This is a genomic window from Pseudomonadota bacterium (assembly GCA_038533575.1).
Taxonomy (GTDB): Bacteria; Pseudomonadota; Alphaproteobacteria; order Rhodobacterales; family Rhodobacteraceae; genus Shimia_B.
In genome coordinates this window covers 210,428-236,116 of the sequence record JBCAYL010000001.1, presented here as the reverse complement: position 1 = coordinate 236,116, position 25,689 = coordinate 210,428, and the positions used below count along the sequence as shown (strand labels likewise).

Annotated in this window: 25 protein-coding genes; 9 read left to right on the top strand and 16 right to left on the bottom strand. The window is 66.2% G+C overall.

Going from position 1 to position 25,689, the window contains the following annotated elements:
* The first annotated feature begins 52 nt into the window (after nucleotides 1-52).
* From AAFM92_01285 to AAFM92_01265, 5 genes are all read left to right on the top strand, one after another.
* Nucleotides 53-1,174: an AI-2E family transporter gene (locus AAFM92_01285; GenBank protein MEL7298991.1), complete on the top strand. Its 1,122-nt coding sequence runs from the start codon at nucleotides 53-55 to the stop codon at nucleotides 1,172-1,174.
* Nucleotides 1,167-1,829 carry a DnaA/Hda family protein gene (locus AAFM92_01280; protein MEL7298990.1) on the top strand — a complete coding sequence of 221 codons (663 nt, stop codon included), beginning with the start codon at nucleotides 1,167-1,169 and terminating at the stop codon, nucleotides 1,827-1,829. Before AAFM92_01285 ends, AAFM92_01280 begins: the two co-directional genes overlap by 8 nt.
* A gap of 41 nt (nucleotides 1,830-1,870) precedes the next feature.
* The gene (locus AAFM92_01275; protein MEL7298989.1) at nucleotides 1,871-4,057 is read left to right on the top strand and encodes an RNA degradosome polyphosphate kinase; all 2,187 of its coding nucleotides are present in this window, start codon (nucleotides 1,871-1,873) and stop codon (nucleotides 4,055-4,057) included.
* A 2-nt stretch (nucleotides 4,058-4,059) separates the two neighbouring features.
* The gene (locus AAFM92_01270) at nucleotides 4,060-4,464 is read left to right on the top strand and encodes a VOC family protein (protein MEL7298988.1); all 405 of its coding nucleotides are present in this window, start codon (nucleotides 4,060-4,062) and stop codon (nucleotides 4,462-4,464) included.
* Nucleotides 4,465-4,542: 78 nt separating this feature from the next.
* Nucleotides 4,543-6,102 carry a Ppx/GppA family phosphatase gene (locus AAFM92_01265; protein ID MEL7298987.1) on the top strand — a complete coding sequence of 520 codons (1,560 nt, stop codon included), beginning with the start codon at nucleotides 4,543-4,545 and terminating at the stop codon, nucleotides 6,100-6,102.
* A 9-nt stretch (nucleotides 6,103-6,111) separates the two neighbouring features.
* On the opposite strand, the gene AAFM92_01260 is transcribed toward AAFM92_01265, so the two are convergent.
* From AAFM92_01260 to scpA, 6 genes are all read right to left on the bottom strand, one after another.
* Complete coding sequence (locus AAFM92_01260; GenBank protein MEL7298986.1) at nucleotides 6,112-6,480, bottom strand: hypothetical protein; 369 nt, start codon at nucleotides 6,478-6,480, stop codon at nucleotides 6,112-6,114.
* Between the two features lie 37 nt (nucleotides 6,481-6,517).
* Complete coding sequence (locus AAFM92_01255) at nucleotides 6,518-7,516, bottom strand: endonuclease/exonuclease/phosphatase family protein (protein ID MEL7298985.1); 999 nt, start codon at nucleotides 7,514-7,516, stop codon at nucleotides 6,518-6,520.
* Entirely contained in the window at nucleotides 7,516-8,196 is a 681-nt protein-coding gene (locus tag AAFM92_01250) for a molecular chaperone DjiA (protein ID MEL7298984.1), read from the bottom strand. The genes AAFM92_01255 and AAFM92_01250 overlap by 1 nt, the downstream gene beginning before the upstream one ends.
* 32 nt (nucleotides 8,197-8,228) lie before the next feature.
* Nucleotides 8,229-8,714, bottom strand: coding sequence for an N-acetyltransferase family protein (locus AAFM92_01245; GenBank protein MEL7298983.1), 486 nt, complete (start codon nucleotides 8,712-8,714; stop codon nucleotides 8,229-8,231).
* Complete coding sequence (locus tag AAFM92_01240) at nucleotides 8,714-9,319, bottom strand: VOC family protein (GenBank protein MEL7298982.1); 606 nt, start codon at nucleotides 9,317-9,319, stop codon at nucleotides 8,714-8,716. Before AAFM92_01240 ends, AAFM92_01245 begins: the two co-directional genes overlap by 1 nt.
* Before the next feature lie 91 nt (nucleotides 9,320-9,410).
* Complete coding sequence (scpA, locus tag AAFM92_01235) at nucleotides 9,411-11,525, bottom strand: methylmalonyl-CoA mutase (protein MEL7298981.1); 2,115 nt, start codon at nucleotides 11,523-11,525, stop codon at nucleotides 9,411-9,413.
* A 116-nt stretch (nucleotides 11,526-11,641) separates the two neighbouring features.
* Here scpA and AAFM92_01230 point away from each other — a divergent pair, with 116 nt between their 5' ends.
* Entirely contained in the window at nucleotides 11,642-12,115 is a 474-nt protein-coding gene (locus AAFM92_01230; protein ID MEL7298980.1) for a DUF4174 domain-containing protein, read from the top strand.
* 39 nt (nucleotides 12,116-12,154) lie between these two features.
* On the opposite strand, the gene AAFM92_01225 is transcribed toward AAFM92_01230, so the two are convergent.
* The 7 genes from AAFM92_01225 to AAFM92_01195 all read right to left on the bottom strand — a co-directional run bounded on the left by AAFM92_01225 (nucleotide 12,155) and on the right by AAFM92_01195 (nucleotide 18,155).
* Nucleotides 12,155-14,200 (bottom strand): acetyl/propionyl/methylcrotonyl-CoA carboxylase subunit alpha, encoded by a 2,046-nt coding sequence (locus AAFM92_01225; GenBank protein MEL7298979.1) that lies wholly within the window; start codon nucleotides 14,198-14,200, stop codon nucleotides 12,155-12,157.
* A gap of 105 nt (nucleotides 14,201-14,305) precedes the next feature.
* Complete coding sequence (locus AAFM92_01220; GenBank protein MEL7298978.1) at nucleotides 14,306-14,506, bottom strand: hypothetical protein; 201 nt, start codon at nucleotides 14,504-14,506, stop codon at nucleotides 14,306-14,308.
* 310 nt (nucleotides 14,507-14,816) lie between these two features.
* Nucleotides 14,817-15,176, bottom strand: a complete 360-nt coding sequence (locus tag AAFM92_01215) for a hypothetical protein (GenBank protein ID MEL7298977.1) — start codon at nucleotides 15,174-15,176, stop codon at nucleotides 14,817-14,819.
* A gap of 54 nt (nucleotides 15,177-15,230) precedes the next feature.
* Nucleotides 15,231-15,386 (bottom strand): hypothetical protein, encoded by a 156-nt coding sequence (locus AAFM92_01210; GenBank protein ID MEL7298976.1) that lies wholly within the window; start codon nucleotides 15,384-15,386, stop codon nucleotides 15,231-15,233.
* 214 nt (nucleotides 15,387-15,600) lie between these two features.
* A complete protein-coding gene (locus AAFM92_01205) occupies nucleotides 15,601-15,948 on the bottom strand; it encodes a DUF6497 family protein (protein MEL7298975.1) in 348 nt (115 codons plus the stop codon).
* Nucleotides 15,949-16,160: 212 nt separating this feature from the next.
* On the bottom strand, nucleotides 16,161-16,535 hold the full coding sequence (locus tag AAFM92_01200) for a RidA family protein (protein MEL7298974.1): 375 nt from the start codon (nucleotides 16,533-16,535) through the stop codon (nucleotides 16,161-16,163).
* An 87-nt stretch (nucleotides 16,536-16,622) separates the two neighbouring features.
* Nucleotides 16,623-18,155, bottom strand: a complete 1,533-nt coding sequence (locus AAFM92_01195) for an acyl-CoA carboxylase subunit beta (GenBank protein MEL7298973.1) — start codon at nucleotides 18,153-18,155, stop codon at nucleotides 16,623-16,625.
* A 195-nt stretch (nucleotides 18,156-18,350) separates the two neighbouring features.
* On the opposite strand from AAFM92_01195, the gene AAFM92_01190 reads away from it, so the two are divergent.
* On the top strand, nucleotides 18,351-19,577 hold the full coding sequence (locus AAFM92_01190) for a multidrug effflux MFS transporter (protein MEL7298972.1): 1,227 nt from the start codon (nucleotides 18,351-18,353) through the stop codon (nucleotides 19,575-19,577).
* Here the strand turns inward: AAFM92_01190 and AAFM92_01185 are convergent, their stop codons facing one another.
* The gene (locus AAFM92_01185) at nucleotides 19,578-20,468 is read right to left on the bottom strand and encodes a DMT family transporter (protein ID MEL7298971.1); all 891 of its coding nucleotides are present in this window, start codon (nucleotides 20,466-20,468) and stop codon (nucleotides 19,578-19,580) included.
* Between the two features lie 197 nt (nucleotides 20,469-20,665).
* Complete coding sequence (locus AAFM92_01180; protein MEL7298970.1) at nucleotides 20,666-21,418, bottom strand: YebC/PmpR family DNA-binding transcriptional regulator; 753 nt, start codon at nucleotides 21,416-21,418, stop codon at nucleotides 20,666-20,668.
* Nucleotides 21,419-21,533: 115 nt separating this feature from the next.
* Here AAFM92_01180 and AAFM92_01175 point away from each other — a divergent pair, with 115 nt between their 5' ends.
* Together AAFM92_01175 and AAFM92_01170 are read left to right on the top strand one after the other, a co-directional pair.
* Entirely contained in the window at nucleotides 21,534-22,025 is a 492-nt protein-coding gene (locus tag AAFM92_01175; GenBank protein MEL7298969.1) for a hypothetical protein, read from the top strand.
* Between the two features lie 39 nt (nucleotides 22,026-22,064).
* Nucleotides 22,065-23,843, top strand: coding sequence for an SLC13 family permease (locus AAFM92_01170; GenBank protein ID MEL7298968.1), 1,779 nt, complete (start codon nucleotides 22,065-22,067; stop codon nucleotides 23,841-23,843).
* 41 nt (nucleotides 23,844-23,884) lie between these two features.
* Here the strand turns inward: AAFM92_01170 and AAFM92_01165 are convergent, their stop codons facing one another.
* Nucleotides 23,885-25,666, bottom strand: coding sequence for an SLC13 family permease (locus tag AAFM92_01165; protein MEL7298967.1), 1,782 nt, complete (start codon nucleotides 25,664-25,666; stop codon nucleotides 23,885-23,887).
* Nucleotides 25,667-25,689: the final 23 nt, after the last annotated feature.

Below are 25,689 nucleotides of genomic sequence, written 5' to 3'. Positions count from 1 at the left end.
GAAGTCGCGCGCCGAACGTCGGACCAAGTGAGCAGTCAACTCGAAGGCTCCCATGGCCCTGCCGACCCGCACACAGCTGCTTTACTGGTCTGTCGCCGCGATCATCACGGCGATGGCGCTCTGGTATCTGGGCTCGGTCATCATGCCCTTCATCATCGGCATGGCCATCGCCTACTTCCTTGATCCCGTCGCCGACCGTCTGGAGGCACTGGGCTGCAGCCGGGTGCTGGCCACGGTGATCATCACCATCGTGGCAGTCATGATCTTCGTGCTGCTCGTTGTGCTCGTGGTGCCAGCGCTCGTGCAGCAGGCGGTGACGCTCTTCAATTCGGCGCCCACGATGTTCGGCAATCTCAGGGATTTCCTGACCTCGCGCTACCCCACGCTCATGGACGAGACCTCCGTGGCGCGCCAATCGCTGGTCTCGCTGGGCGAGACGATCCAGAGCCGCGGCGGCGAGCTCGTCAATACGCTCCTCACCTCCGCAGCGGGGGTCATCAACATCGTACTCCTCTTCGTCATCGTGCCGGTGGTGGCGTTCTATCTTCTGCTCGATTGGGACAACCTCGTTGCCGAGATCGACAAGCTGATCCCCCGCGACCACCTCGACACTGTGCGCACGCTCGCCCGCGAGATCGACCAAGTCCTCGCGGGCTTTGTGCGCGGCATGGGCACCGTCTGCCTCATCCTCGGCACCTATTACGCCGTGGCGCTCATGGCGGTGGGCCTCCAGTTCGGGCTCGTCGTGGGCTTCATCGCGGGCCTCGTGACGTTCATCCCCTATCTCGGCGCGATCATTGGCGGTGCCCTCGCCATCGGCCTCGCGCTCTTCCAGTTCTGGGGCATGGAGACCGGGGCGGACGGCGAGGTCCTCCGCGAGGGGACAGACTGGGTACGCATCGTCATCGTCGGCGGCATCTTCGCGGCGGGACAGGCCGTGGAAGGCAACGTGCTCACGCCCAAGCTCGTGGGCAGCTCCGTGGGGCTCCATCCAGTCTGGCTCCTCCTCGCGCTCTCGGTCTTCGGCGCGCTCTTCGGCTTTCTAGGGCTTCTCATTGCCGTGCCGCTCGCGGCTGCCATCGGGGTCCTCGCCCGGTTCCTCGTGCAGGAATACAAGTCCGGGCTTCTCTACCTGGGCACCAGCGAGCAGGAGGAGGCGCGCGAGGATGGCTGAGCAGCTCGCCTTCCCGCAGCCGCTCCGCACCTCCTACGCCGCCCACGATTTCTACGAAGGAGAGGCCAGCGCCGTGGCGCGCGCAATGCTGGCGGACCCGGCCACGTGGCCGCTGGGCAAACTCGTGCTCACGGGCGAGGCGGGCGCCGGCAAGACCCACCTCGCGCGCATACACGCCAGCCGCACCGGCGCCGCCCAGCTCCACGGCGCGCGCGACCTGCCAGACCGCGCGGAGACGCCCGTCATCGTGGATGATGCGGAGGCGGTCGCGGGCCGCAGGGAGGCCGAGGAGGCGCTCTTTCACCTCCACAACAACCTCGCTGCCGCGGGCCTGCCGCTCCTCCTCGTGGCGCGGACGCCCCCGAGCGCCTGGAATATCACGCTGCCGGATCTGAAAAGCCGCATGGAAGCCACCGCCATCGCGCGCATCGAGGCGCCCGACGACGCCACGCTCACGGCCATCCTCGCCAAGCTCATGGTGGACCGGCAGCTCAATCCGGCCCCGAACCTCCTGGGATACCTGACGCGCCGCATGGGCCGCAGCTATGCCGAGGCAGGCCGCATCGTCGCCCGCCTCGACACGCTCTCCCTGGCCGAGAAACGCGAGATCACCACGGCGCTGGCGGCGCGCGTACTGGACGCGGACGCCGAATAGGGCGACACTCTTGTGTCACAAACGCCTGTCATGATCGTGCGATGCCCAAAGATCTGCCCAAGACCCATGCCGACTTTCTGCACGCTTCCGAGCGCGCGGTGGCTGCGCCGGATTTCGATCTGAAGAGCCCGGCGCGGTTCTACAATCGCGAGCTGAGCTGGCTGGGCTTCAACTGGCGCGTGCTGGAGGAGGCCGAGAACCCGCGCGTGCCGCTCCTCGAGCGGCTCCGGTTCCTGTCGATCTCGGCCACGAACCTCGATGAATTCTACACCGTCCGCGTCGCCGGTCTCCGCGAGCTGGCACAGGCAGGCAACACCACCCCCGCCGCGGACGGCCTGACGCCCGCAGAGCAGCTGGTGCAGATCAACACCGACGCCCGCAATCTCATGGAGCGGCAGCAGGTCGTCTATGCCGACCTCAAGCAGCTCATGGAGGCCGAGGGCATCGATATCCTCACCGCCTCCGAACTCACCGAGGAAGACCGCGCCGAGCTGAGCGAGGTCTTCGTGAGCCAGGTTTTCGCGGTGCTGTCGCCGCTGGCCATCGACCCGGCCCACCCCTTCCCGTTTTTGCCGAACACGGGCTTTGCGCTCGCCCTGGAGCTCGAGCGGAAATCGAACAAGGAGCCGCTCCGCGCCCTCCTGCCCATTCCCTCGCAGCTCCAGCGCTTCTGGGATCTGCCGGCCTCGGGCTCGCGCCGCGTGCTGCCGACCGAAGAGCTTCTGCTGCTGCACATCGACAGCCTCTTTCCGGGCTACAAGCTCAAGGGCCACTGCGCCTTCCGAATCCTGCGCGACAGCGACCTCGAACTCGAGGAAGAGGCCGAGGACCTCGTGCGCGAATTCGAGACCGCGCTCAAACGACGGCGCCGGGGCGAGGTCGTGCGCATGAAGCTCTCCGCAGGCGCGCCCGCCGGGCTCAAGGCGGAAATCATGAGCGAGCTCTGCGTCACCGAGCAGGAAGTGATCGAGATCGAGGGCCTCATTGGCATGGCGGACCTCGCGGAGCTCGTGGGCGACCATCGCCCCGATCTGCTCTGGCCTTCCTTCACGCCCCGCGTGCCCGAGCGCGTCCAGGATCATGACGGGGACATGTTCGCCGCCATACGGCAAAAGGACATGCTTCTGCACCACCCCTACGAGACCTTCGACATGGTGGTGCGCTTCCTCGGGCAGGCCGCGCGCGATCCCAACGTGGTGGCCATCAAGCAGACGCTCTACCGCACGTCAAAGGACAGCCCCATCGTCGAGGCGCTCTGCGAGGCCGCCGAAGAGGGCAAGTCCGTCACCGCGCTCGTGGAGCTGAAGGCCCGCTTCGACGAGGCCGCCAATATCCGGCAGTCCCGGCGGCTGGAGCGCTCCGGCGCGCACGTGGTCTACGGCTTCATGAACCTGAAGACCCATGCAAAGATCTCCGTCGTCGTGCGGCGCGAGGGCAAGGAGCTCGTCACCTATACGCATTTCGGGACGGGCAATTACCACCCCGGCACGGCCAAGGTGTATACCGACCTTTCCCTCTTCACGTGCGACCGCGCACTGGGGCGGGATGCCACCAAGGTGTTCAATTACCTGTCGGGCTATGCCGAGCCCGAGGCGCTGGAGAACCTCGCGATCTCGCCGACCACGCTCAAGCCGCGGCTTCTCGATCTCATCAAGGCCGAGATCGATCATGCCAAGGCCGGCAAGCCCGCACAGATCTGGGCCAAGATGAACTCGCTCATCGATGCCGAGGTGATCGACGCGCTTTACGCCGCGTCTCAGGGCGGCGTGCAGATCGACCTCGTCGTGCGCGGCATCTGCGGGCTGCGCCCGGGTGTTGAAGGGCTGTCGGAGAATATCCGGGTGAAATCCGTGGTGGGCCGCTTTTTGGAGCATTCGCGGATCGTCTGCTTCGGCAATGGCCACGGGCTGCCCTCGGGCAAGGCGCGCGTCTTCATGTCCTCGGCCGATTGGATGGGGCGCAACCTGAACCGCCGCGTGGAGACGCTGGTGGAATGCACCAACAAGACGGTGAAAGCGCAGATCGTGAGCCAGATCATGGCCGCCAATCTCGCTGACGTGGCGCAAAGCTGGGTGATGAATGCCGACGGCTCCTTCACCCGCGCCGAGACCGGCGAAGACTTCGCCTTCAGCTGCCACCGCTTCTTCATGGAGAACCCGTCGCTCTCGGGCCGCGGCTCGGCGGGGGCCGCGGATGTGCCCAAGCTGACCCACGGCTCGGACGACTGACCTTGATCGGCAACGTCAACATCGGGGCGGATGACTTTACGGTCGCCCGCCGGTTCTACGACGCGATCCTCCTGCCCATGGGCTACACGGTGGAGGCCGATGAGCGCGGCATGGAATACCTTCTCCCGTCGGAGCCAAAGGCCGTCGACATCTACATCACGAGGCCTTTCAATGGCGCGCCCGCAACACCGGGCAACGGAATGATGATCGCCTTCGAGGCCAAGGATCAGGCGCAGGTCCGCACGCTTCATGCCGCAGGTCTGGCGGCGGATGGGACAGATGAAGGTCAGCCCGGTTTTCGCGCCGCCTACAGCCCAAATTTCTACGTCGGCTACCTGCGCGATCCGCAGGGCAACAAGCTCGCACTTTATTCCACTAATCCCGCCGACCCCACGCGAGACGGCTGAAACGGGCGGTCCCTTTCGTCCCATTGACGCCTCCCCGGCCCCTTGGCATCACTAAGGCGTCCGGCACGAGGGAGACGCATGGACGGTCCAAGCGACACACCCGATGACTGGGGCCCTTTCGGGCGGCCCCTCTTCGAGGACCCGTCTGCTCGCGCGCTCAGCCGCGTGGGCGTCGTGGATGTGGGCTCCAACTCCGTGCGCCTCGTCATCTTTGATGGGGCCGCGCGCTCGCCAGCATATTTCTACAACGAGAAGATCATGTGCGGCCTCGGCGCGGGCCTTGGCGAGACCGGTCACCTTAATCCCGAAGGCCGCGTGCGCGCCCTCGCAGCCATGAAGCGCTTTGCCGCCGTGGCCCGCGGCGCGGGCGTCAAGGATATCACGGTGGCCGCCACCGCCGCCGTGCGCGACGCCGAGGACGGCCCCGCCTTCCGCGCGGATGTGGAGCGCGAAACCGGCCTCAAGATCTGGGTCGTGGACGGGCGCGAGGAAGCGCGGCTCTCCGCGCAGGGCGTGCTCCTTGGCTGGCCGGGCTCCTACGGCCTCGTCTGCGACATCGGCGGCTCCTCCATGGAACTGGCCGAAATCGAGGGCGGCCTCGTGGGCCGCCGCGAAACATCTCCGCTCGGGCCGCTCAAGATGAAGGACGTCACCGGCGGCAAGAAGGGACGCAAGGCCCTGATCGACGAACATCTCGCGCGCATGGAGGAGGCGCTCGGCGCCCAGCCCAACAGGCTCTTTCTCGTCGGCGGCTCATGGCGCGCCTTCGCGCGCATCGACATGGACCGCCGCGGCTACCCTCTTCACGTGCTCCACGAATACCGGATGACGTCGAAGGACGTGCGCGCCACGGCCGAATACCTCGCCGCCGAAGACCACGAGGCGCTCCGCGCGCGCTGCTCGATCTCCGCCACGCGGATGGCGCTCGTTCCCCTCGCCGCGGAGGTGCTCCACCGCCTCGTGGGCCGCTTCAAGCCGCGGGACATCGCCGTCTCCTCCTACGGGATCCGGGAAGGCCTGCTTTACGAACAGATGCCTGAGCGGCTGCGCAAGCGGGACCCGCTGATCGAGGCGTGCCGCTTTGCCGAGGCCAAGGATGCCCGCCTGCCGGGCTTCGGGACACGGCTCTACGAATTTATCGCGCCGCTCTTCTCCCGGACCAACATGGCCGAGAAGCGTCTAATCAAGGCGGCCTGCCTGCTCCACGACGTGAGCTGGCGGGCGCATCCCGATTACCGCGCGGAGGTCTGCTTTGATAATGCCACGCGCGCCAATCTGGGCGGGCTCAAGCATGCCGAGCGGGTGTTCCTCGGGCTTGCCCTCCTGCACCGCTACAAGAACAGCCGCGCGGGCAGCCGGATCGACGATCTCGTGCCCATGCTCTCGGAGGCAGAGCAATCGCTGGCGGAGATCGTGGGGCGCGCGATGCGCTTCGGGGCCATGCTCTGGGCCGAGGCCGACGATACCGGGGCCTCGCTCCACTGGGCGCCCAAGAAGAAGGTGCTGACACTCACGCTCTCCCAAGCCGCCGAGCCGCTGTTTGGCGAAGTCGTGGAGGCGCGCTTCAATAGCCTGGCCGCAGCGCTCGAGGCAGAGACTAACATCAAGATCGCCCGGCAGAAGACCCGCGCCGCCTAGGCGGCGGCCTCAGAGCTCCACTGCGCCGTCCTCGCCGATCTCGGGCATCTCGAAGTCGGGCGCGTCCGGCTTGCGACGGATGATGATATCCCCGTTGGGCAACATCTCTGGCGGCTCGTAATTGGACAGATCGTCGATGCTCTCCATGAGGTCGGCGAAGGCGGGCCCCATCTGCTCGAGCATGTCGCGCATGGCAGGACCGATATCGCGCGCAAGGCCCTCGAACCCCTCGATGGCGGGCTCCATCTCGTCCATCAGCCCCTCGAAGAAAAGCTGCGCGCCGCGCTCCATAAGCGAAAGGCCCTCCTCGTCGCCTGTCTCCTGCGCAAGCGCGGCGGAGGGCAGAGCGAGGGCGGCGATCAGGAAAAGCTGTCTCATATTTCATAAATAGGCGCTCCGAGGCCCGTCGCAAAGCTCAGAGCGCGATGTCCATGGAAACGGGGAAGTGGTCGGAGGCGTCGAGGAGCGCCTGCCGCAGGCCTGCATCCCGAAAGCACTGCGGGTCATCGAAGGGGTGCCAGATGCGCCAGCGTGGATCCCGCGCGCGCAGGTCGGGCGACACCATGACGTAGTCGAGAAGCGCCTGCAGGTAGCGCTCCTCATGGCTCAGCCAGAACCGCGCCGTCGTGGGCGTGGCAAAGCGGGATACAAGGGCCGCGCGCGCATGGGGATCGAAGAGCGCCTGCACCCCCTCGCCCATGACGATCTCCACGCCAGAGCGCCCGAAGAGCTCTTCGTATTCATCGAGGCCCGGGCCGTCGTTGAAATCTCCCGCCACGATGAGCGGCTCCCCGGCGGCCAGATGCGCTTCCACGCGGCGGCGTAGCCAGATGCATTGCGCAAGCTGCTTGCGGCGGTTGGAGATGGAGATACGCATGACATCCGCCGGTGTCCGGGCGCCATGGGGCGCCTTCGACTTCGCATGGACACCGATGAGGCGGAGCGCGTGGTCACCGATGGTGATCGCGGCTTCGAGCGGGGGCTTCGACCACACCACCCGGTCGCCCCGCGCATCGACGTCGAGATCGATGGCGAGATCCCGGTCAAAGCGCGGCGCGTCCCTGCTCTCCTGCGGATCATGGAGCGCGGTGACGACCGCGGGATCATAGAGGAGCGCGATCTCCTGCTGGGTATCGTTGGCAAAGCCCACGAGCGTCCGCGACGCGCGCAGGCCGGCGGCCTCGGCGAAGGTCTCGAGCGCCACCCTGGTGGACCTGTCCGGGCCGTCATCGGGCGCCTCGATGATCACCCAGAGATCGGCATCGACCTCGCGGAAAACCCGGGTGAGGCCCGCAAGCTGCGCGGCACGGGTCACGTCATGGCGCCCGGACCACCCGCCATCCGCTTGCGGCTCGCCCGCACCGTCGAAGAGCTTCGCGAACCACTCCACGTTGTAGGTGGCAAGCCTCGGCATCAGCCCGCGTGCCGGCTGATTTCGTCCCAGGCGCGGTTGATGGCCACCATGCGCTTTTCGGCGATCTTCACGGCCTCCTCGGGGACGCCCCGCGCCATGAGCCTGTCGGGATGGGTCTCGCGCACGAGCTCGCGCCAGCGGGCCCGCGCCTCCTCGTAGCTTGCGCCGCCCGGCAGCCCGAGCACGTCGTAGGGATCGCTCTCCACGTTGGGCACGTGGCGCGCGCGCATCGAGCGAAACGAGCGGTCCTCGAGCCCGAAGATCTCCGCGACGCGTTTGAGGAAGATGTCCTCGCCCTCGTGATAGGCCCCGTCGGCCATGGCGATGTGAAAGAGCCCCTCCATGAGCTCGTTGAGCGTATCCATCTCGTCGCCGAACATGGCCTTGATGCGGCTGGCATAGGTCTCGAAGCCCGCCACATCGGTGCGCGCCATGTTGAAGAGCTTGGCGGCATTGCCCTCCTCGCTTGCGGGGATATGGAACACCTCGCGAAACGCCGCGACCTCGTCCCGGGTGACCTGCCCGTCGGCCTTGGCCATCTTGGCGCCCAGCGCGATGACGGCGATGGTGAAGGCCACCGTGCGTTCGGGCGGGGTCCGCAGCCGCGAGAAAACCTCGCTCAGCCCCTCCCCCTGGGCCAGCGCTGACAGCGCATCTCCAATCCGCGACCAAATCGACATGGGCGAGAGCTTATCGTGGGGCTACGGCCATGTCAGGACAGGATTTTCTGCATGATGACGAGGTCCATCCAGCGGCCGAACTTGAACCCGACCTCGGGCACCGCCGCCACGGTGCGGTAGCCCATATGGGCGTGGAAGGCGATGCTCGGCGCATTCTCTCCGGCGATGCCCCCGATGAGGCTGTGGGCCCCTTGCGCGCGGGCATGGTCCTCGAGGGCCGTGAGGAGCGCACGACCGAGGCCGCGGCCCTTGGCGGCGGGCGCCAGATAAAGCGTGTGCTCCATGCTGTGCGCGTAGCCAACGCCGCCGCGGAACTGGCCGTAATGGCCGAAGCCGGCAAAGCCCTCGTCCTCGACCACGAGGAAGGCGTGCCCGGCGGCCATACGGGCGTCGAGCAGCGCCTGGAGCTCCTCGAGCGACTTCTCGGCGCTGTTGAAGGTCTCCACGGTGTCGCGGATGGCGTGGTTCCAGAGGCGCACGATTTCGGGCAGGTCCGCGCGGATGGCTGGCCTCAGGATCACAGGTGCCGCGCGCCATGGGGCGTGCTGATCTGCGCCGAGAGCCCCGGCAGGCCGGCCCGGTACGTGACACGATCGTCCGCGAGATGCGGAGAGAGGAGCGCCGCGAGCCGTTCGGCGTCCGGGTGCGTCACGGTGAGCGCCTCGAGCGCCGCACCGCGCGCGGTGAGCCGCGTCACCGGCGCCTCGGTCTCCCATTCGATGAGCGCGGGCGCGCAATTGTCGAAGGGCAAGAGCCCCGTCTCGGGGACGGCCATGCGCCAGCGCAGATCGCCCCGCCTCAGCGCGACCGGCGTGCCGAATTCCGGCCCCAGTGCCGCCAGGGCCGCCTCGAGCGATGCTGTCCGCAGGATCCAGTTGGTGAGCCGCGGCGGGCCCGCGAAGCGATCGAGATCGAACCAGCGTGCGCGCCCCGGGTGCGGCGCCGCAGGATCAATCGAAATCACCTCCAGATACTCCGCGCCGAGCCCAAGAAGCCTGTTATGCGTGCCGAAGTCAGGATGCACCCCGCCCGCCTCCAGCGCCAGTCCGAGCGCGCGCTCGGTTGCGTGGGCGCCAGCCTCCAGTGTTGAGGCGCTGACCGCCACATGATCCAGCGTCAGCATTCACGCGCCGCCCACGCCACGGGCGCCGATGTCCTCTCCGAACGGCATGACGGGCGATCAGACGCCCTTCGAAAGCGCAGCGACGCGCCTTTCACGCACGCGCTTCCCGGATGAGATTCAGAACATCCTGCGCCGCGTCGGGGATATTGGTCCCGGGGCCGAAGATCGCCGCCACGCCCGAGGATTTCAGGTAGTCGTAATCCTGCTGCGGGATCACGCCGCCGCAGACGACGATGATGTCGCTGGCATCCTGCGCCTTGAGCGCCTCGATGAGCTTCGGCGCGAGCGTTTTGTGGCCCGCCGCTTGGCTCGAGATGCCCACCACGTGCACATCGTTGTCGATGGCATCCTGCGCGGCCTCTTCCGGGGTCTGGAAGAGCGGGCCCACATCCACGTCGAACCCGATATCGGCAAACGCTGTGGCGATCACCTTCGCGCCGCGATCGTGCCCGTCCTGGCCCATCTTGACCACGAGCATCCGGGGCCTGCGGCCTTCATCCTCGGCAAAGCCCTCCACGGCCTTCTGGATCTTCTCGAAGCCCTCGTCGCCTTCATAGGCCGAGCCATAGACGCCTGCCAAAGTCTTCACCTCCGCCCTGTGCCGCCCGAACGTGCCCTCCATGGCGAGGCTCATCTCGCCCACGGTGGCCCGCATGCGCGCGCATTCGACGGCCGCCTCGAGGAGGTTGCCCCCCTCTTCGCAGCGCCGCCCGAGCTCGAGCAGCGCGGCATCGCAGGCCGCCTGGTCGCGGGAGGCGCGGATGCGCTCGAGCTTTGCAACCTGCTGCTCGCGTACCTTCACATTGTCGACGTCGAGGATGTCGATGGCGTCCTCCGTCTCCCGGCGGTACTTGTTCACCCCCACGATGACCTCGTCCCCCCTGTCGATCTGCGCCTGACGGCGCGCCGCCGTCTCCTCGATCTTGAGCTTGGGCAGGCCGCTCGCCACGGCCTTCGTCATGCCGCCCATCTCCTCGATCTCCTCGATGAGCGTCCAGGCCTCGCGCGCGAGCTCCTCGGTGAGCGCCTCCACGTAGTAGGACCCGGCCAGCGGATCGACGACCTTCGTCACCCCCGTCTCTTCCTGGAGGATGAGCTGCGTGTTCCGCGCGATGCGGGAGGAAAATTCCGTAGGCAGCGCAATGGCTTCGTCGAAGGAGTTGGTATGGAGCGACTGGGTCCCGCCCAGCACCGCCGACATGGCCTCGAAGGCCGTGCGCACGATGTTGTTGTAGGGGTCCTGCTCCTGCAGGGACACGCCAGAGGTCTGGCAATGGGTGCGCAGCATAAGCGATTTTGGGTTCTTCGGCTCGAACTCCGACATGATGCGATGCCAGAGCAGCCGCGCCGCGCGGAGCTTCGCGGCCTCCATGAAGAAGTTCATCCCGATGGCGAAGAAGAAGGAGAGCCGCCCGGCGAAGCGGTCCACGTCCATGCCGCGGTCGATGGCCGCGCGCACGTATTCGCGCCCGTCAGCCAGCGTGTAGGCCAGCTCCTGCACGAGGTTCGCGCCCGCCTCCTGCATGTGATAGCCGGAGATCGAGATCGAGTTGAACTTCGGCATCTCGTTCGCCGTGTACTCGATGATGTCCGCCACGATCCGCATCGAGGGCTCTGGCGGATAGACGTAGGTGTTGCGGACCATGAATTCCTTGAGGATGTCGTTCTGGATCGTGCCCGAAAGCTGCGCCCGGTCGACGCCCTGCTCCTCGCCCGCCACGATGAAGGATGCCAGCACCGGGATCACCGCGCCGTTCATCGTCATGGAGACCGAGACCTTCTCGAGAGGGATCCCGTCGAAGAGCGTCTTCATGTCCTCGACGCTGTCGATTGCCACGCCCGCCTTGCCGACATCGCCCACCACGCGCGGATGGTCGCTGTCATAGCCGCGATGGGTGGCCAGATCGAAGGCCACGGACACGCCCTGCTGACCGGCCGCGAGGGCCTTGCGGTAGAACGCGTTCGATTCCTCGGCCGTGGAGAAGCCGGCATATTGCCGGATCGTCCAGGGGCGGCCGGCATACATCGTGGCCTTCACCCCGCGCGTGAAGGGCGCCGCCCCCGGCGTACCCCGGTTGATACCGTCAACATCTTCGGGCCCGTAGACCGGCTTCACCGCGATCCCTTCCAGCGTCTCCCAGGTCAGATCGCCGAGCGAGCGCCCGCGCAGCTCCGCCTCGGCCAGTTCTTTCCAGCGCTCGTTCATGGTGTCGTCCTCACGTCTTCACCCCGGCTATAGCAGGTCTGTGACCACGGGCCGCGATCTTCCCCTTCGCACTTCCGCGCCACGCGCCTATGTAACGTGCAGAAGGAGACAGCCCTGTGAAATTTCTTGCCGCATCTGCCATCGCGCTGACCGCGCTCGCAACCCTGCCCCACGCATCATATGCCGAGGGCGAGGTGGAAAGCGCCGTGGCGGCCTGGCGGGATGCCCCCGATACGATCTTCAATGCCGCCGATGTGGACCTCTCCGAGTTCCGCTGGGTGGCGCGCCCCGTCATCGTCTTCGCTGACAGCCCGCTCGATCCGGCCTTCCAGACCCAGATGGACAATCTCACCTCCGAGATCGACGACGTGATCGAGCGTGACATCGTCATCATCACCGACACGACGCCCGGCGAGCCGAGCGATATCCGCATCGAGTTCCGCCCGCGCGGCTTCCAGATGGTGCTGCTGGGCAAGGATGGCGGGCGCGTGCTGCGCAAGCCCTTCCCGTACGACATGCGCGAAATCTCCCGCTCCGTCGACAAACAGCCCATCCGCCAGCGCGAGATTTCGGAAAACCGGGGCAGCTGACGCAGGGCGGGCCTATGGGAGGCCGGGCCTTTCACCGGCTCACTCGAACTCCATGATGACGTCGTCGACGGCGAGGCTGTCGCCCGCGCCTGCGTTGATCTTCTTCACCTTGGCCTTTCTTTCGGCGCGCAGGATGTTCTCCATCTTCATGGCCTCGACGGTGCAGAGCGCCTGCCCCTCCTCGATCTCCTGCCCCTCTTCCACGTCGACCTTCACGATGAGGCCGGGCATGGGGCAAAGGAGCATCTTCGAGGTGTCGGGCGGCAGCTTCTCGGGCATGAGCGCCGCGAGCTCGGCCTGACGCGGGGAGCGGACATGGACCTTGAAATCAGCGCCGCGGAAGCGGATTCGGAAGCCATGGGCGATCTTGTCGACCTTGAGCGTCATGGGGCGGTCGCCCACGACAAGCTCGGCGAGCGTCTGGCCGGGGAGCCAGTCACTCTCGACCCGGAGCGCTTCACCGTCTTCGAAGCGGATGTCTGAGCCTTTCGGGTCCGCGGCGATGGTAACGCGGTGTGTGGCCCCTTCGAGCGTCACCACGCTCTCGCCGCCCACGACGCGGGTGTGATTGTCCATCCGGCCGGTGATGCGCGTGCGGCGGATCTCGCTCACCCGCATCATCGCGGCAGCAGCGGCGGCCACGCGCCGGAGTGTATCGTCATCGAGCGTCACGCCCTCGAAGCCGTCGGGATATTCCTCGGCGATGAAGGCGGTTGTCATGTCGCCGGAGATGAATTTCGGGTGGTCCATCACGGCGGCCACGAAGGGCAGGTTGTGACCGATGCCTTCCACCTCGAAGGCGTCGAGCGCGTTCCGCATCGACTCGATGGCCGCCGCGCGATCAGGGCCCCAAGTGCAGAGCTTGGCGATCATCGGGTCGTAGTACATCGAGATCTCGCCGCCTTCGAAGACGCCGGTGTCGTTTCTGACGCCGGTCTCGGCGATATGGGCCTCCCCGTGCCACGTCCCCGCCGCGGCCATGGGGCCCGCGGCCACCTCGGCAGGCGGGCGATAGCGCATGAGCCGCCCGATGGAGGGCAGGAAGTTGCGATAGGGATCCTCGGCATAGAGCCGGTTCTCGATGGCCCAGCCTTTCATCTTCAGATCGGACTGCTTGAGGGAGAGCTTTTCGCCCGCCGCCACGCGGATCATCTGCTCCACCAGATCGACGCCGGTGATGAGCTCCGTCACCGGATGCTCCACCTGAAGGCGTGTGTTCATCTCGAGGAAGTAGAAGTTCTTGTCACCATCCACGATGAATTCCACCGTGCCCGCGGATGCGTAGCCCACGGCATGGGCCAGCGCGAGGGACTGCTCTCCCATTGCCTTACGCGTCTCGGGATCGAGGAAAGGCGACGGCGCCTCTTCCACGACCTTCTGATTGCGCCGCTGAATCGAGCATTCGCGCTCATGGAGGTAGACGCCGTTCCCGTGCTGGTCACACAGCACCTGGATCTCGATATGGCGCGGTTGGGTGACGAATTTCTCGATGAAGATGCGGTCGTCGCCGAAGGAGTTCGCCGCCTCGTTCTTCGAGCTCTGGAAGCCTTCGCGCGCCTCCGCGTCGTTCCACGCGATGCGCATCCCCTTGCCGCCGCCGCCAGCGGAGGCCTTGATCATCACCGGGTAGCCGATCTCGTTCGAGATCTTCACGGCCTCCTCGGCATCCTCGATCAGGCCCATATAGCCCGGCACGGTGGAGACCTCGGCCTCCTGCGCGATCTTCTTGGAGGTGATCTTGTCGCCCATGCTCTCGATCGCGCCCGCCGGCGGGCCGATGAAGGCCACGCCCGCCTTCTCCAGCGCCTCGGCAAAGAGCTTGTTCTCGGAAAGGAACCCGTAGCCCGGATGGACGGCTTCCGCGCCGGAGGCCTTGATCGCGTCCATGACCTTCTCGATCACGATATAAGACTGGTTGGCCGGGGGCGGGCCGATATGGATCGCTTCATCGGCCATCTTCACGTGAAGCGCGCCCGCATCGGCATCGGAATAGATCGCGACGGTGGCGATGCCCATCTTGCGCGCGGTCTTGATGACCCGGCAGGCGATTTCACCCCGGTTGGCGATGAGGATCTTTTTGAACATTCCTGTCCCCCTTAGTGTCGTAGGCGCACGAAAAACCCCTCCCGGCGAGAGCCGAGAGGGGGTGCGCTTAAAGTTCTGTGGGCCGTGAAAGGCCGCTGCGTGTGACTACCGGCAGACGCCTGCGTCGTCGCAGAAGACGCCGGCCGCGCCGCCGATGACCGCGCCACGCACACCGTCGCCGCCAAGCGCCCGATCCAGCACGGCACCGCCGGCTGCGCCGGCCACGCCGCGCTCGGCGTCATTGTCGAGACAGCCCGCGAGCGTGACGAACGCGGCGATTGCGAAAGCGCATTTGATGATCTGCATGTTACTTGAGCCTTTGTTGCCTGTGGTTGGACCTGCTCTCCGCCCAGCCGAGGCACGAGGAGGTCACTGTTATGCCCCATATGTCCCCGAGAGGGCCTGCCCCTGTCAACGGGAGACGCCGACCTGCTTGGGGCAGGTCGGCGTTCCGGGGAAGGGGTACAGGTGTGACAAGTCACGGGGCTGGGTAACTGGGTGTGACGCCCCGCAGAAATCACCTTTCCATTGAGGAGGTTGCCTGCATAGCTTTCATTTCGGTAAACCTCTGGTTGAGCCAAATGCCGCTCATATACCCTACAAGCCATCGGCGCTTTCATGCCCAATCATCCTCTTGGAATGCTTCAGGAAAGCTCGCTTCGGCCACGGCGCGGTTGATGCGCAGCAGGGCGTCGTAGGACTCCGGATCAAACGGATCCTCGGCGGGGACAACCTCCCGGCCCAAAAGCCAGGAGAGCCGTCCGGCATCGAGATTGCCCCGGGCGAAGTCCTCTTCTCCGAAATACTGCCAGAGGGCCCGCAGGAACGCTTCGTCCGCCCGACGGTCCGCCGGGCGCCGGTCCGCGAAGCGTTGGCGCGGGGCAAGGGTCGTGGCACCGCTCTTGTTCTCGCGGCGGATTGTGAAGTGGTAATCGGTGCCCGTGAGGCGGCTAGGGAACCCGCGGTGCTTCAGCATCGGCGGCCCCTCGCGGGGCGGAGGGGAGCGAGCGCCGCCCGCTCCCCGCCAACGTTACTTGAACTTGCCGGTGAAGGTCGGCTCCATGGTGACGGGCTCTTGCTCGACAACCACGAATTCTTCCACGGCACCGTCGTCGACGTTGCGCGCGCAGGCCGCTGCCAGGGCGATGAGGCCCAGGGCGACCACTGCTTTGATGCTCTTCGACATCTCGGTCTCCTGCTTATGTCCACGGGGATCGGGGCGCGACTGCGCCCATCCTGCCCCTCGTTCGATGGTTCGGTCACTTGGGGGTAACCGTGTGGAAGAATACGGGAAAACCGGCCCCAAAGATACGAGGCGTCCGGGGCGCATGGGCGCTGTGACAGCAAAGCCTCAAAAGGATCGATGCTTGAAGGACGCCGCGCAAGATATTGTGTAGGCATCAAAATCCATCCCAGATGCAGGTGGCACCTTCCGGGCGGAACGCCTCGAAGAACTGCGTCGCCTCGGGATTGGTGACGCCGAACTCCGTGGCGCGATCGGCAAGGGATATGACGATCTCGTCGGGGATGTCCCGGTCCTCGAGCGCGGGCAGTGCATAGACTTCGCACAGCGTGAGGAAGTCGTCGGCCACCTCGGCATAGCCCACCTCCCCACCGATGGCGGGCATGATGAAGCGAAAGCGCGCGCTCAGGGTTCCGTCCTCCCGGCGCTCGTAAAAGCTCTCTTGGAAATCGAGGGCCTGGCCCGACGGCACCTCGAAGGCGGCGAGCGACACGGGCGTAAGCATGGCGAAAAGGGTTATGAGGCAGCCCCACCCCCCTGAAATCAGAGTCCTCCCGGATGGGGCTGCGCAGCTCTCAACCCGAAGGTGGCGAGCAATAGAGACTGCAGATTGCCGTATACAGCGATTCCCCGCAACAGCCCGTTTCCCCAACGGCATGTAATGACGCATGCGCCCCGGCAATTGAGCCCAGAAAGAAGAGAAACAAACCAAATTCGTCATGGTCGCCGGGCCACGCAGTCTATCTCCACGAGCGCGCCCACCGCGAGCCCGGTCACCCCCACCGTCGTGCGCGCGGGCCGCCGATCCGGGGGAAAATAGGTCTCGTAGGTGGCATTGAAGGCGCTGTAGTCGCGGTCGAATTCCGTCAAAAAACATCGGCACTGCACGACATGGCTGAGATCCAGCCCCACGCCTCGGAGCACGATTTCGAGGTTGCGCATGACCGCCCGCGTCTGCGCTTCCACCCCCTCGGGCAAGGGCGCATCAGGCGCGTCGGGGTCCGTCGGCATCTGCCCGGTGAGAATGACCCAGCCATCGGCCTCCACCGCGTGGGAGAACGGCGCCACGGGCCGCGGGCCGCCATCGATCATGTGGAAGGTCGGGTCAGTCACGGGAGGTCTCGTCTTCCTTGGGCCATCTACCTCGGTGTTCGGGGGCAGAGCCCCGGGATGTCGTTGCTAGAGCGGAATGTTGTCGTGCTTCTTCCACGGGTTGGTCAGTTTCTTGCCGCGGAGGGAGGCAAACGCCCGGCACACGCGGCGGCGCGTGGAATGGGGCATGATCACCTCGTCGATGAAGCCGCGCTCGGCCGCGACGAACGGGTTGGCGAACCGGTCTTCGTAGTCTCGCGTGTGTTGCGCGGTCTTCTCGGGGTCCCCGAGATCGGCGCGGTGCAGGATCTCCGTGGCGCCCTTTGCGCCCATCACGGCCACTTCGGAGGTGGGCCAGGCATAGTTGAAATCGCCCCGCAAGTGCTTGGAGGCCATCACAACGTAAGCGCCGCCATATGCCTTGCGCGTGATGACCGTCACCTTGGGCACGGTTGCCTCGCCATAAGCGAAGAGGAGCTTCGCACCGTGCTTGATGACCCCACCATATTCCTGCGTCGTCCCGGGCAGGAAGCCGGGCACATCCACAAAGGTCAGAACGGGTATCTCGAAGGCGTCGCAGAAGCGCACGAAGCGCGCGGCCTTCCGCGCCCCGTCGATGTCGAGGACGCCCGCGAGCACCATGGGCTGGTTGGCGACCACGCCCACGGAGGAGCCTTCGAGCCGAATGAAGCCGGTGATCATGTTCTTCGCGAAGTCTTCCTGGATCTCGTAGAAGTCGCCCTCGTCCGCCGTTTTGTGGATCAGCTCCTTCATGTCGTAGGGCGTGTTGGGGTTGGCGGGCACGAGCGTGTCGAGGCTCTCGTCAATCCGGCTGGGCGGATCGAAGAATGGCCGCTTGGGCGGCATGGAGCGGTTGTTGAGCGGCAGGAAGTCCACGAGCCGCCGCACCTCCGCGAGCGCCTCCACGTCGTTCTCGAAGGCCCCGTCGGCGACGGAGCTCTTCTTGGTGTGGGTCGATGCCCCGCCGAGCTCTTCGGCAGTCACGACCTCGTTCGTCACGGTCTTCACCACGTCGGGCCCTGTGACGAACATGTAGGACGAGTCCCGCACCATAAAGATAAAGTCGGTCATGGCTGGCGAATAGACCGCCCCGCCCGCACACGGCCCCATGATGACCGAGATCTGCGGGACGACGCCGGAGGCCAGGATATTGCGCTGGAAGACCTCGCCGTAGCCCGCGAGGCTGTCCACGCCCTCCTGAATCCGCGCGCCGCCTGAATCGTTGATCCCGATGACGGGCGCCCCGTTCTGCATGGCCATGTCCATGATCTTGCAGATCTTCTGGGCGTGCGTGGCCGAGACGGAGCCGCCGAGGACCGTGAAGTCCTGGCTGAAGACATAGACCTGCCGACCGTTGATCGTGCCCCAGCCGGTGACGACGCCGTCGCCCGGGGGCTTCATCTTCTCCATGCCGAAATCGGTGCAGCGATGGGTGACGAACATGTCGAATTCCTCGAAGGAGCCTTCGTCGAGGAGAAGGTCGATGCGCTCCCGCGCCGTGAGCTTGCCCTTGGCGTGCTGGGCCTTCACGCGGGCCTCTCCGCCGCCGAGGCGGGCCACGTCGCGGCGGTCTTCGAGCTCTCCGAGGATGTCTGTCATGGGGCCCCCTTTGGTGAATTGCTGCTTTGTTGCGCAGTTTTCTTTCGTTATGCTGCATCGCGGCGCAATGAAAGGGAAATGTGGCCTGTTTCGCGCCCGTTAGCGCACACATCCTGATGCGGTCAGCGCTCTCTGTGCGAAGCGCGCGGGCGGCTTGTGCGTGGCAATTCCCCCCGGCTCCGTTACTTCTCTGCCATGCCCGATCCCGCAAAGGTCCGTTACCTGGACCGCACCACGCCGCCGCATCTCTCCACGCTGATCCTCCTAGCCGGGGTGTCTGCGCTTGGCATGAATATCTTCCTGCCGTCCCTGCCGGGCATGACGCTGTATTTCGAGACCGATTACGCCATCATGCAGCTCTCGGTGGCGCTTTATCTCGGGTTCAACGCGGCGCTTCAGCTCGTGATCGGGCCGATATCGGACCGCTTTGGCCGGCGGCCCGTGGTGCTCGGCGGTATCGTCCTCTTCATGCTGGCGACCGTGGGCACGCTTCTGGCGCGCAGCGTGGAGGTCTTCTTGGTCTTTCGCATGGCCCAGGCGGCTATCGTGGTGGGCATGGTGCTGTCCCGTGCGATCGTGCGCGATCTCGTGACCCAGGACCGCGCCGCCTCCATGCTGGGCTACCTTACGATGGGCATGTCCGTGGTGCCCATGATCGGCCCGGCCATCGGCGGCGGGCTCGATGACGCGTTTGGCTGGCAGGCGAATTTCTGGCTCCTGCTCCTCATGGGTGGGCTCCTCTTCGCGCTGGCCTGGGCGGATCTGGGCGAGACGGCACCGCTCACGCAGAGCAGTTTCCGCGACCAGGTGCGAGACTACCCTGCCCTTCTCACCTCGCCGCGCTTCTGGGGCTACAACCTCGCCGCGGCCTTCTCCTCTGGCGCGTTCTTCGCCTATCTGGGCGGCGCGCCCTATGTCGGCGCGGAGGTCTTCGGCATGGGGCCCTCGGAGCTCGGCATCTATTTTGGCGCTCCCGCCATCGGCTACTTCGCGGGAAACTGGATTTCCGGGCGCTACTCCGTGCGCTTCGGGATCAACAACATGATCCTTTGGGGCTCCCTGCTCTGTTCGGGCGGCATGCTCGTGCTTCTGGCGACCTTCGCGGCAGGGCTACAAGGCGCGGTGATCTTCTTTGCCTTCATGACCTTCGTGGGCCTCGGCAACGGCATGGTCATCCCCAACGCCACCTCGGGCATGCTCTCGGTACGCCCGAAGCTCGCAGGCACCGCCTCGGGCCTCGGCGGCTCCATGATGCTGGGTGGCGGCGCGGCGCTTTCGGCGCTCGCAGGGGCCGCGCTCGGCGATGGGGCCACGGCCTTTCCGCTGATCTACATCATGTGCGCGACATCCGCGGCCGGGGTCCTGGCGATCCTCTTCGTGCGGTACCGTGACGCGCAGCTTGCCGCCGCGCCAGCGGAGTGATCAGCCCTTCGTGGCGCTGGGCGCCGGCGTGATTTCCCGCTTTTTCTGCGCCTCTCGAAAGGTGATGTAGCTCACGGCAGCCACGATCATGAGCCCGCCCAGGATGACGAAGCTGTCCACCGGCTCCCCGAAGAGGAGGAGGCCAACCAGGGTGGCCCAGACGAGCTGCAGGAAGTGGACAGGCTGCGTCACCATAAGCGGCGCGGCCTGGAAGGCGAGCGTCATCGTATAATGCCCCGCCGTGGCAAAGGCCGCGACGAGAAAGAGCCAGGCGAGGTCGCCCCCGCTCGGCGTGACCCAGACCGCGGCCGCGAAGGGCGCAAGCGCCACCGGCACCATCACCGAGAGCATGCCAACAACCATTGCAGGGCTCGCGCGATCCGCCAGCACCTTGGCCAGGAGATAGGACGCTGCGAAGAAAGCCGTGGTGCCCAGCATGGTGATGTGGGCGAGTTCCACCTCGCGAAAGCCCGGCCGCAGGATCACGAAGACCCCGAGGAGGGCCACGCAGATCGCGAGGATCCGCCGCACGGCGAGGCGTTCGCCGAGAAAGACCGCGGCGGCAATGGTGACCCCGATGGGCGTGAGGTAGCCCATGGCGGAGACCTCCGCGACCGGCAGGATGCCCATGGCGTAAAACCAGAGGATCACGCCCAGCGCATGGGCGGCCCCGCGCATGCCGAAGAGGCCGAGCGTCTCCCGCGAAAGACCCTCGCGGACCATGGGTCCTATCATGGGAAGGAGGAAGACGAGGCCGAGGACATAGCGCAGGAAAGCGGCCTCGGCGGCGGGGACGCGCCCGCCCAAATGCTTCACGACGGCCGCGACCCCCACGAAGAGAAGCCCGGTGATGACCATCCAGAAGACGCCGAGGAGGGGCCGTTGCCGCATGGCCGCACCCTGCCTCTGGGCTCGAGTATCTGCAAGCAGCGCCAAATTCCTTGCGAAGGAATTTGCAAAACTCTTGCGAAGAGTTTTGGCGGCGGCAGCGTAACTTACAGCGTGAGGATCAGCGGGCGGACCTGGCGGCGCGGGCACAAATTCCTTCGCAAGGAATTTGCAAGACTTTTCGCAAAAGTCTTGGACGCTCAGCCTGCCGCTTCGAGCTCCGCGGCGACGTCATCGCTGACTTCCAGATTGGCCGTCACGCGCTGGACGTCATCGTCGTCTTCCAGCACTTCCATGAGCCGCATGACCTTCTGCACGCCCTCGAGATCGAGCTCCGTGGTCGTCTGCGGCTTCCAGATAAGCTTCGTCGACTCCGCCTCGCCGAGATCGGCTTCCAGCGCGTCAGATACCGCCGCGAGATCGGTGTCAGCGCAATAGATGAAGTGCCCCTCCTCGGAGGTCTCCACATCCTCTGCGCCCGCCTCCAATGCGGCCATCATGACCGTGTCCTCGTCACCCGCATCAGCCGGGTAGACCACCTCACCCTTGCGGTCGAACATGAAGCTCACCGACCCTGTCTCGCCCAGGTTCCCGCCCGCCTTCGAGAAGGTGGAGCGGACATTCGAGGCCGTACGGTTCCGGTTGTCGGTCATCGTCTCCACGATGATGGCGATCCCACCGGGTCCATAACCCTCGTAGCGGATCTCTTCGTAATCCTCGCCGTCCCCGCCCGTGGCCTTCGAGATCGCGCGCTCGATATTGTCCTTGGGCATGGAATTGGATTTGGCCTCCTTCACGGCGAGCCGGAGGCGCGGGTTCTTCTCGGGGTCCGGATCGCCCATCTTGGCGGCCACGGTGATTTCCTTGGAGAGCCGCGAGAAGAGCTTGGCGCGCAGCTTGTCCTGACGCCCCTTGCGATGCTGGATATTCGCCCATTTGGAATGGCCTGCCATGGGTCTCTCCCGGTAGAGCTGTGTCGTGTCGCGCGTGTATAGGTCAGCCCCGAGACCGCTCGCAAGGCCCCATCACCGAGCGTCCGCGCGACCACACTGCCCGGAGGAGACGCCCATGCTTTCGACCCTCGCCGACATCGCCGATCTTCTCGCAGCGGCGGGAGTGATCGCGTCGCTTCTCTTTCTCGCTTTCGAGCTTCGGACCCAGAACCGCGAGACCGGGCTCGCCAATTGGCGCCACCTGCTCGAAAGCCTCACCGCCTTCAAGGCCGTGACGAACGATCCGCACATGGCCGATCTCATCACCCGCGGGCAGGCCGACTACAGCGCCCTGACGCCTGCCGAAAAGCTCGCCTTCGGCAACTGGCTCGAGCAGGGCATCCACATCATCGGCAACTTCGAAAAGCACTCAGGCACCGTCCCCCGCGCCATGCGCGATGTCAGCCTTGCCACCCATAACCTGATGCTCGATCACCTGCGGACACCCGGCGCCCGGCAATGGTGGCAGGAGGCGCGCCCGCGCGGGCGCTTCATGCCCAACACCGCCCAAACCATCGACAGGATGCAGGCGGAGGGCGTTGCCCCCATCGGCCCGCATCTCGGATAAGCTCTTGATCCCCGAGCGCCTTGTCGCAAGTGTCGCGCCATGACGCCGGACCAGATCATTCTCTTCAGCCTTTTCGCCGCCGTCTTCGCCCTCCTTCTCTGGGGCCGCTTTCGCTACGATCTCGTCGCCTTCGGCGCACTCATGGTCGGGGTGGTGGCCGGCGTCGTCCCGAGCGCGGAGGCGTTCGCGGGTTTCGGGCATCCGGCCACCCTCGTGGTCGCGCTGGTGCTCATTGTCTCGGCCGGGCTCGTGCGCTCGGGTGCCGTCTTTCTCATCACGCGAACCCTTGTCGAGCCCGACCGGCCCCTCGCCGGTCACATCACGCTCATGGGCGCGGTGGGCGGGATCCTTTCGGCTTTCATGAACAACGTCGCGGCCCTCGCGCTCCTCATGCCCGTGGACATCCAGACCGCGCGAAAGGCGGGCCGCGCCGTAGGGCTCACGCTCATGCCGCTGTCCTTCGCCACGATCCTCGGTGGCATGGTCACCCTCATCGGCACCCCGCCCAACATCATCATCGCCTCGATCCGGGAAGAAGCGCTGGGGGCGCCCTTCCGCATGTTCGATTTCGCGCCCGTGGGCGGGGTGGCCGCGCTGGCGGGGATCGCCTTCGTCGCGCTGGTGGGCTGGCGCCTCATCCCGTCCCGCGAGGGTCACGGCGCGGGCTCCATCGCCGAAGACTTCGCCGAATACGTGGCGGAGCTCACAGTGCCCGATGACAGTACGCTCATCGGAACCCGCGTGGGCGCGCTCGAAGACGAGGCCGAAAAGGCCGATGTCGCCATCCTCGGCCTCGTTCAGGACGGCAAGCGGCGCTACGGCAGCGCGCAAAACGCCGTCATCCGCCCGGGTGACGCCCTCGTCATCGAAGCGAGCCCGGAGGCGCTGGACGAATTCCGCACGGCGCTCAAGCTGCGCGTCTCCGACCAGAAACGCGAGGACGCCCTCAAGGCGGGCGGCGACGGGCTCAGCGTCTTCGAGGTGGTCGTCCAGGACAGCTCCCGCATCCGTGGCAAGAGCGCCCAGACCATCGGCCTCTCCTGGCGCCAGCGCACGGTGCTCATGGGCATCTCCCGCCGCGGGACACGCATCACCAAGCAGATCCGGAAGACCGAGACCCGCACCGGCGACATCCTCCTGCTTCTGGCCCCCACCGAGGCCGTACAGGACGTGACAGACTGGCTGGGCGTGCTGCCCCTCGCCGATCGCGGGCTCGCCGTGACCGAGAACTCCAAGACCTGGCTCGCCATCGGGCTCTTTGTCGCGGCGGTGGTCGCGGCGTCCTTCGGGCTCATCTACCTGCCCGTGGCGCTCGGGCTGGTGGTGGTGGGCTTCATCCTCGCCAAGATCCTGCCCATCACGGAGATCTACGATCACATCGAGTGGCCGGTGGTGGTGCTGCTCGGCTCGATGATCCCGCTCGGCGCGGCGCTCGAGACCTCGGGCGGCACGGAGCTTCTGGCCGGCGCACTCATCTCGCTCACGGAGGGATTGCCCGCCTGGGCGATCCTCACAGTGCTCATGCTCGTGACGATGACGCTGTCGGACGTGCTCAACAATACCGCGACGACCATCGTGGCCGCGCCTGTGGGCATCGAGATGGCGCGCACGCTCGAGGTCTCGCCCGATCCCTTCCTCATGGCCGTGGCGGTGGCGGCCTCGGCGGCGTTCCTCACCCCCATAGGTCACAAGAACAACACGCTCGTCCTCGGGCCGGGCGGCTACGGCTTCGGGGACTACTGGCGCATGGGACTGCCGCTGGAGATCCTGATCGTGGCTGTCTCGATCCCGACGCTCCTCGTCGTCTGGCCGCTGTAAGGCACCACGAATTTTTGCAAAATTCGTGGGCGCCAGAGGTGTCAGAGCGGCCAGATGAACGGAATGACCGCGGACGCCAGGAGACCCACCGACAGGTTGAGCGGGATGCCCACGCGCAGGAAATCAGTGAACTTGTACCCGCCGGGCCCGTAGACCAGCATGTTGGTCTGGTAGCCGATGGGCGTGGCAAAGCTGCAGGACGCCGCCACCATCACCGCCACCACAAGCCCGCGGGGATCGAGGCCCACGGCCGTGGCCAGACCGATGGCGATGGGCGTCACCACCACGGCCACGGCATTGTTGGAGACCGTCTCGGTGAGGATCGAGGTAAGCAGGTAGACCGCCCAGACGATAAGGAAGGGTGGCAGGCCGGAGAGCGCAGGGGCCACCGCGTTCACGATGAGCGCGACGGCGCCCGAGGCTTCGAGCGCCGCGCCAATGGCCAGCATGGCGAAAATGAGCGCGAGGAGGCGCCCGTCCACGAAGGAGAACGCCTCGTCGGCATCGATGCAGCGCGTCAGGAAAACCACCGCCACCGCGATCACCGCGAGCATGAAGATCGGCGCGAGCCCGAGGCCCGCGGCGAGGACGAGCCCGCCCAGCGCCGCCAGCACGATGGGCGCGTGGCTGCGCCGGTAGGCGCGCTCGCTCGGTGCTGTGACGTCCACCAGCCCCATGTCGGTCGCGAGCCGCTGGATATCCTCCGGCGCCCCCTCGAGCAGGAGCGTGTCCCCCACCTGCACGACGAGATCGTCGAGCTGGCGGCCGATATTCTGCGAACGACGGTGCACGGCCAGCGGGTAGACCCCGTAACGGCGGCGCAGACGCAAGTTGCCAAGCGAGCGCCCCACCATGCGCGCGCCGGGCGTGATCAGCACCTCCACCGTGGCCGTCTGAACCGAGCTCAGCTTGTCCACCATGGCGACGTCCTTCGACTTCTGAAGGCCCAGCAGCTCGGCCATCTCCGTGCGCAGCACCACCCGGTCGCCTGCCTCGAGGGTGACACCCTTGAGGTTGCGGCGGAGCGAGGCGTCCCCGCGCAGCACGTCGATGAGCCGCGAGCCCTCGCGCTTGAAGACGTCGATCTGGCTCACCTCCTGCCCGATGAGCGCGGAGCCTTCCGGCACCGCCACCTCGGTGAAGAATTTCATCTTCGCGCGGTCCGACAGCATCGCCGCCATGCTCTGCCGCTCCGGCAGGAGCCGCGGCGCGATGAAGCGCAGGTATAGGACGCCCCAGAGCACGATGATCACCCCGAGCGGGGTGATCTCGAAGATCGAGAAGGCCGCCAGGCCCTGGTCCCGCGCCACGCCGTCCACGAGGAGGTTCGTGGAGGTGCCGATCAGCGTCATCGTCCCGCCGAGGATCGCGGCATAGGAAAGCGGGATCAGGAGCTTCGACGGCGCGAGGTTCAGCGTCCGCGCGAGCTGCACGAAGACCGGGATCATGACCACGACGACGGGCGTGTTCGACACGAAAGCCGAGGAGAGCACGACAAAGAGCATGAGAAGCCCCACCGCCAGCGCCGGCTGCGTGGCCGCGCGGCCATCAGCATAGGCCGTGAAGGCATGGAGCGCGCCCGTGCGCACGAGTGCGCCCATGAGGATGAACATGGCCGCGATCGTCCAAGGCGCGGGGTTCGACAGGACGTCGAGCGCGGCGGTGTAGGGCAGGATGCCGAGGCCGAGGAGCAGCGCCACGCCCGAAATGGCCACCACCTCCGTGGGAAAGGTCTCCCGGACGAAAAGCACGAACATCAACACGACGACGCCCAGCGTCAGCGCGGCTTGGACCTCCATCCCAATGCCCAGTAGCTCGACCATGCGCGGCGCGATGCCCCCGCTTC